Origin of the sequence: Lysinibacillus sp. OL1, from assembly GCF_004332175.1 — a bacterium.
Taxonomy (GTDB): Bacteria; Bacillota; Bacilli; order Bacillales_A; family Planococcaceae; genus Lysinibacillus; species Lysinibacillus capsici.
This window is the reverse complement of record NZ_SJDS01000031.1, coordinates 1-5,725: the sequence shown is the minus strand read 5'-3', so window position 1 is coordinate 5,725 and position 5,725 is coordinate 1. Positions and strand designations below refer to the sequence as shown.

Below are 5,725 nucleotides of genomic sequence, written 5' to 3'. Positions count from 1 at the left end.
GGCCCGTTGGTCAAGTGGTTAAGACACCGCCCTTTCACGGCGGTAACACGGGTTCGAATCCCGTACGGGTCATACTAGAAACAGTAGATGCAATTGCATCTACTGTTTTTTGATATTCATAGATACAAAATTTACTCTTGATTCAATGCATTTTCATCCATATAAACTACTTCCCAGATATGTCCATCTACATCCTGAAAACCCCAACCATACATAAATCCGTGATCTTGTGGTTCACTATAAGGTTTACCACCAGAGGCAAGTGCCTTATTCACTAATTGATCTACTTGTTCTCGGTTTTCAGCAGAGAGACATAAGATTGCTTCTGCAGAAGTAGTAGTATCTGTAACTTCTTTCTTACTAAATCCTTTAAATCGTTCTTCAACCATTATTAATACGAAGATATTTTCACTAATAATCATTGAGGCTGTTGTTTCATCACTGAATTGTTGATTGAACGCAAAACCTAATTCCTTAAAAAAACTGATAGATTTGTTTAGATCTTTTACTGGTAAATTGATAAAGATATTTTTCGATTGAAAAGCCATTTAGTATCACCTCCAAATTGACAGTATCATGGAGCATAAAGTCGTGTCAATTATAGCAATACAGGCGAAAATGAAGCCATCAGCACTATTGAAAGTAGGTGTTATGTCAAAAAAAACAGAAAGGTTATATCTTCAACCTTTCTGTTTAAAAAGCTTTAACTATTTATCCTCTGGCTAGCATTCTTTCAAGTGAACTAAGTGCTTCAGAAGTAGTATGTTCATCTACTTGTATACGGTTATGAGGTTGACCCTGATCAATACTTTCTAAGCTCCATAACAAATGTGGAAGGTCAATTCGATTCATTGTTAAACAAGGACAAAAGTTTTCATTTAAGGAGACAATATGTTTATCAGGATGCTGCTTAATAATGCGATTGACAAGGTTCATTTCTGTTCCAATTGCCCATGCAGATCCGCTTGGAGCTCGATTGATTGTATCAATAATGTATTTTGTGGAGCCTGCATCATCAGCCGCTGCTACCACTTCACGGCTGCACTCTGGGTGAACGATAATCCTCATAGTCGGGTGTTCTTTGCGAATAACCTCTGTATGTTGAACAGTAAAACCTTCGTGCACAGAGCAGTGACCCTTCCAAAGAATAACTTGGATATTTTCAAGAGGCTCTTTTGTTTCGAGCATGTTCTTATGTGGATTCCAAACAGCCATATTTTCAAGAGGTATACCTAAATCATAGGCAGTATTTCTTCCTAAATGTTGGTCAGGTAAAAAGAAGATACGCTGTTTTTGGGTAAAAGCCCATTGAACAAGTTCCTTTGCATTCGACGAAGTGACACAAGCACCACCATGTCTTCCAGTAAAGGCTTTAATAGCCGCAGTTGAATTAACATAGGTTAGAGGAATAATCGTATCCCCAAAGAGTTCTTGAAGAATTGGCCATGCTTGTTCAGTTTGATAAATATCTGCCATATCAGCCATTGAACAACCAGCGCGCATATCTGGTAAATAGACATGTTGCTGTTTCGTTGTCAGCATATCAGCAGTCTCTGCCATAAAATGTACACCGCAAAATACGATGTGTTCAGCTTCCTTATTTGCTGCGGATAATTGCGCTAACTGTAAAGAATCCCCAGTTGCATCTGCAAATTGAATGACTTCATCTTTTTGATAATGGTGGCCAGGAATAAATAATTTAGGACCTAATTTTTTCTTTATTGATAAAATACGAGATTCCATTTCCTTTACAGATAGTGCCCGATAATGCTCTGGGAGTAATGTCGTCTGTTGTAATAAACTAGTGATGGACAAGGGAATGATCTCCTTTCATTTGAACGAGTGCACTAATATCAAAAGCTTTAACTGAATGTGTTAAGGAGCCAAGAGAAATCCATTGAATACCCGATTGGGCATATGCCTTTAAATTTTTAAGTGTGATGCCCCCAGATGCTTCAGTCGCAATAGTGGGAGGAACAATGGGAAGCCATGCACGGATTTCTTCTGGGCTACGGTTATCAAACATAATAATATCTGCTCCTGCGTGGACAGCTTCTTCTAATTGTTCTTTTGTTTCAATTTCAACTTCAATTTTCACGGTATGACCGACTTTCGCCCTAGCTACCTGAACTGCCTTTGTAATGCTACCAGCAAAGGCAATATGATTATCCTTTAGCATAATTGCGTCATACAGGCCATTACGATGATTAAAAGCACCACCAATTCGAACAGCATATTTATCTAACATACGCAGTCCTGGTAGTGTTTTACGCGTATCACATATTTTTGTGTGAGTACCTACTGTTTCTTGAACGGCAAGATGGGCTGCAGTTGCAATAGCAGACATACGTTGAATAAGATTTAAAATGACACGCTCACCGATTAATAATTTTTGTAAGGGACCTTTAATCACAGCGAGTACATCACCTGACTTCACCATCTCCCCATCTTTTGTATGAAGGTTGACTTCGATTGATCGATCGAGTAAGAGAAAGCCATGCTCAATAATGTTAGCTCCGCAAAAAATTCCGCTTTCTTTCGCGTAAAAAGAAAAAGCTCCCTGTTGTTCGGCTGAAAAGATAAATTCACTCGTTAAATCTCCATCTCCTAAATCCTCATTAAAAAATTGCTTGAGCATTTCCTCGAGTTTGATGATATTCATACAATGAGTTCCTCACTTTCATTTGTCCTTGCGAAAAAATAATCCATCGGCTTGCCCAGTGTGATTCCATTTCGGGTTTATCGGTCCGAATATGAGCTCCTCTTGTTTCCGTTCGCGTAATTGCTGCATGTGCCATTAATGTGGCGACTACATGCATCATAAATAATTCCAACTCAGCTAGTTCTAAACCCTTTAAATTAACTTGAATAAGTGATTGCAAGGAGGGGAGTTGCTTTACAAAATGCTGCAAGTCATCCATATTTCTAACAATACCTAGGAACCGCATCATGTTTTGCTGTAATTGGGGTTTGCTAAATAAAGGTGGCATTTTATCAGCACATTGATGCTTTTCCAGTAAAAAGTTTTTTTGATGACACCCTTTTTGAATAATGAACTGCGCCATTTTTTGACCAAATGTAATACCTTCCAATAGGGAGTTACTTGCTAAACGATTCGCACCATGTACGCCTGTACAGGCAACCTCACCGACTGCATATAAGTTCGGTATCGTAGTTCTTCCTTTGTCATCAGCAATAACACCACCCATCAAGAAATGACTTCCTGGAGCCACGGGGATTAGACCATCTTGTAAATGAACGCGGTGAACATGGCACAGCTGAGCAATTGTTGGAAACTTTACTTCAAAGTCTTGAATGTTAGTGATATCAATAAACGTTTCTTCACCCGCTGCACGTTTTGTAAATAGGGCAAGTGCAGTAATATGTCTTGGTGCTAAGTCAAGTTGAGCATGTAAACCTGTCATAATGGGCTGATGCTGGGCATTAACAAAAATACCACCAGCCCCTCTGACAGCTTCAGAAACTAATCCCTTTGCTTCATTTTTACACCACAGAAGACTCGGGTGAAATTGCATAAATTCCATATCACTAATGGCAGCGCCTGCCCGAAATGCTAATGCGATCCCATCCCCTGTATTAGTTGGAAAATTAGATGTACTTGAATAAAGGGCACCTGCGCCACCTGTCGCTAAAATAACATGATGAGCCAAATAACGTTTTGTACCTTTTTCTCCTTTAGTTAGTACTCCTACACAGTCACCATCTGTATTCCGTAAAAGCTCATAAGCCATTTCATAGCAATTGATCTTTGTTTTGGGCGAAAGTTTATGAAGCAAGTAATCTATGAAAATCTGACCAGTACGATCACCACCTGCATGTAGAATACGATGATGACTATGTGCTCCTTCAAGTCCTAAAACAGGTTTTCCATCGACCTGCCGATCAACAGGGAGGCCATCCTTTAGATAGTTTTGCATAATCTCAGTGCCATCTTTTATAAGTGTTTTAACATGCCTTTTCTCATGATGATACTCTCCAGCTTTCAATGTATCAGCAATATGATGTTGAATATGATCCTCCTCACTGGTAACAGCAGCAATCCCACCTTGTGCACGATAAGAACTACTCATATATACAGATGATTTTGTAACAATTTGTATTTGAAAATGTTTTTCAAGCACTAAAGCAGCCTGAAGTGCAGCAATACCACTACCAATTATAAGGACGTCTGTCTTTACATCCATCGTTATACCTTCTTTACAGTTGTCTTGACACTTATCTTTACATAAAATATAAAAGAAAACAAGACCTGATGAACAAGAGAGGAAGAAGACGATGATTTATATGGATTATGCTGCAACATCACCTATGATGAGGGAATCTCTTGAGGCATATGTAGAGGTGGCACAACGGTATTATGGAAATAGTGCGAGTTTGCATGATTTAGGGGGACAAGCTTTTTATTTTGTCCAGCAATCAAGGGAGGTTGTAGCCCAAGCCCTAGGTGTAACTAGTGATGGCGTAATTTTTACGGGTAGTGGAACAGAAGGAAATCTCATAGCCATCTTGTCGTTAGCGCTAGCCTCAAAAAAAGGAAAACACATTATTTCATCTCAAGCTGAGCATACGTCAGTGCATGCGGCTTTGAATACACTTGAGAAAAAGGGCTTTACTGTAACAAAATTACCTTTGCAGAAGGATGGTTGTGTGGATCTGGGGCAATTGCAACAAGCAATCCGGGAAGAGACTGCTTTGATTACCATTCAACATGTCAATTCTGAAATTGGTTCAATCCAGCCTGTAGAGAAAATCGTAAAGATGGCAAGAAAATCAAATATATTCTGTCATGTTGATTGTGTACAATCATTTGGCAAACTAGCTATACCAAAAGGGGCAGATGCGATTACCATCTCGGCTCATAAAATAGGCGGACCAAAGGGCTGTGGTGCTATATATCTGAACCCTGCAATCAGAGTACCTGCATTAACACCGGGTTTGACACATGAGAGGGGTCTTAGAGGGGGGACATTAGATACTCCTGCAATCGTGGCCTTTGCCGCGGCAATTGAAAACTATCAATATGAATTGCAACATTATGAAACGCTAAGAAATTATTTTGAAAATAATTTACCTGAAAAATATCAGCTCGTTGAGTGTAAACAGCAACTACCTAATATTTGTGGGGTAATGATGGAAAAAGTAGAGGGGCAATATGTTCTTTTAAAGTTAAATGAGGCGGGAATCTGTATCTCTACAGGTAGTGCATGTGATATTCGTAGTAAATCGGGAACAAAGGCTATTCTATCAATGGGATTCTCTTTGGAAGCGGCACGCCAATTTTTTAGAATATCTTTTGGTCCCGCCACTACACTTGAGGATATTGTAAAATTAAAAATAGAGCTTTCAAATATTTAATGAATAGACGAGTGAAGGATTATCTATATTCTTCACTTGTATTGAAATAGATTATAAGCTAATAATATCGGCCAAATAAAATAATTGTTTTCTTTTGAACCAACAATTGCTATAATATTTTGCAGGGCAATATTTTCTCTTACTTAACAAAAATATCTTTAAAAAGTAATAATTTCTTTTTTTTATAAAAAAGTATTGCACAATGTTAGAAAACGTTATACAATAATTCTTGTCTTGAAGGACAGGTAAACAACTTCAAAACAAGATACATAACAAAGTCTAGTGATGATGGCAAAGAGGTCACACCCGTTCCCATACCGAACACGGAAGTTAAGCTCTTTAGCGCCGA

The 5,725-nt window shown here is 38.6% G+C and carries 5 protein-coding genes, 1 tRNA gene and 1 rRNA gene; 3 read left to right on the top strand and 4 right to left on the bottom strand.

Annotation, left to right across the window (positions count from 1 at the left end):
* Positions 1-72: transfer RNA gene (locus tag EW028_RS24230), tRNA-Glu, on the top strand.
* A 59-nt stretch (positions 73-131) separates the two neighbouring features.
* Here EW028_RS24230 and EW028_RS24225 read toward each other — a convergent pair.
* The 4 genes from EW028_RS24225 to nadB all read right to left on the bottom strand — a co-directional run bounded on the left by EW028_RS24225 (position 132) and on the right by nadB (position 4,205).
* Entirely contained in the window at positions 132-548 is a 417-nt protein-coding gene (locus EW028_RS24225; protein ID WP_131522746.1) for a VOC family protein, read from the bottom strand.
* A gap of 163 nt (positions 549-711) precedes the next feature.
* Positions 712-1,815, bottom strand: a complete 1,104-nt coding sequence (nadA, locus tag EW028_RS24220; RefSeq protein WP_131522745.1) for a quinolinate synthase NadA — start codon at positions 1,813-1,815, stop codon at positions 712-714.
* The gene (gene nadC / locus EW028_RS24215) at positions 1,802-2,662 is read right to left on the bottom strand and encodes a carboxylating nicotinate-nucleotide diphosphorylase (protein ID WP_131522744.1); all 861 of its coding nucleotides are present in this window, start codon (positions 2,660-2,662) and stop codon (positions 1,802-1,804) included. Before nadC ends, nadA begins: the two co-directional genes overlap by 14 nt.
* Positions 2,619-4,205 carry an L-aspartate oxidase gene (nadB, locus tag EW028_RS24210; RefSeq protein WP_131522743.1) on the bottom strand — a complete coding sequence of 529 codons (1,587 nt, stop codon included), beginning with the start codon at positions 4,203-4,205 and terminating at the stop codon, positions 2,619-2,621. Before nadB ends, nadC begins: the two co-directional genes overlap by 44 nt.
* A 100-nt stretch (positions 4,206-4,305) precedes the next feature.
* On the opposite strand from nadB, the gene EW028_RS24205 reads away from it, so the two are divergent.
* On the top strand, positions 4,306-5,376 hold the full coding sequence (locus EW028_RS24205; protein WP_131522747.1) for a cysteine desulfurase family protein: 1,071 nt from the start codon (positions 4,306-4,308) through the stop codon (positions 5,374-5,376).
* A gap of 278 nt (positions 5,377-5,654) precedes the next feature.
* A 5S ribosomal RNA gene (gene rrf / locus EW028_RS24200) occupies positions 5,655-5,725 on the top strand; the annotation flags it as partial.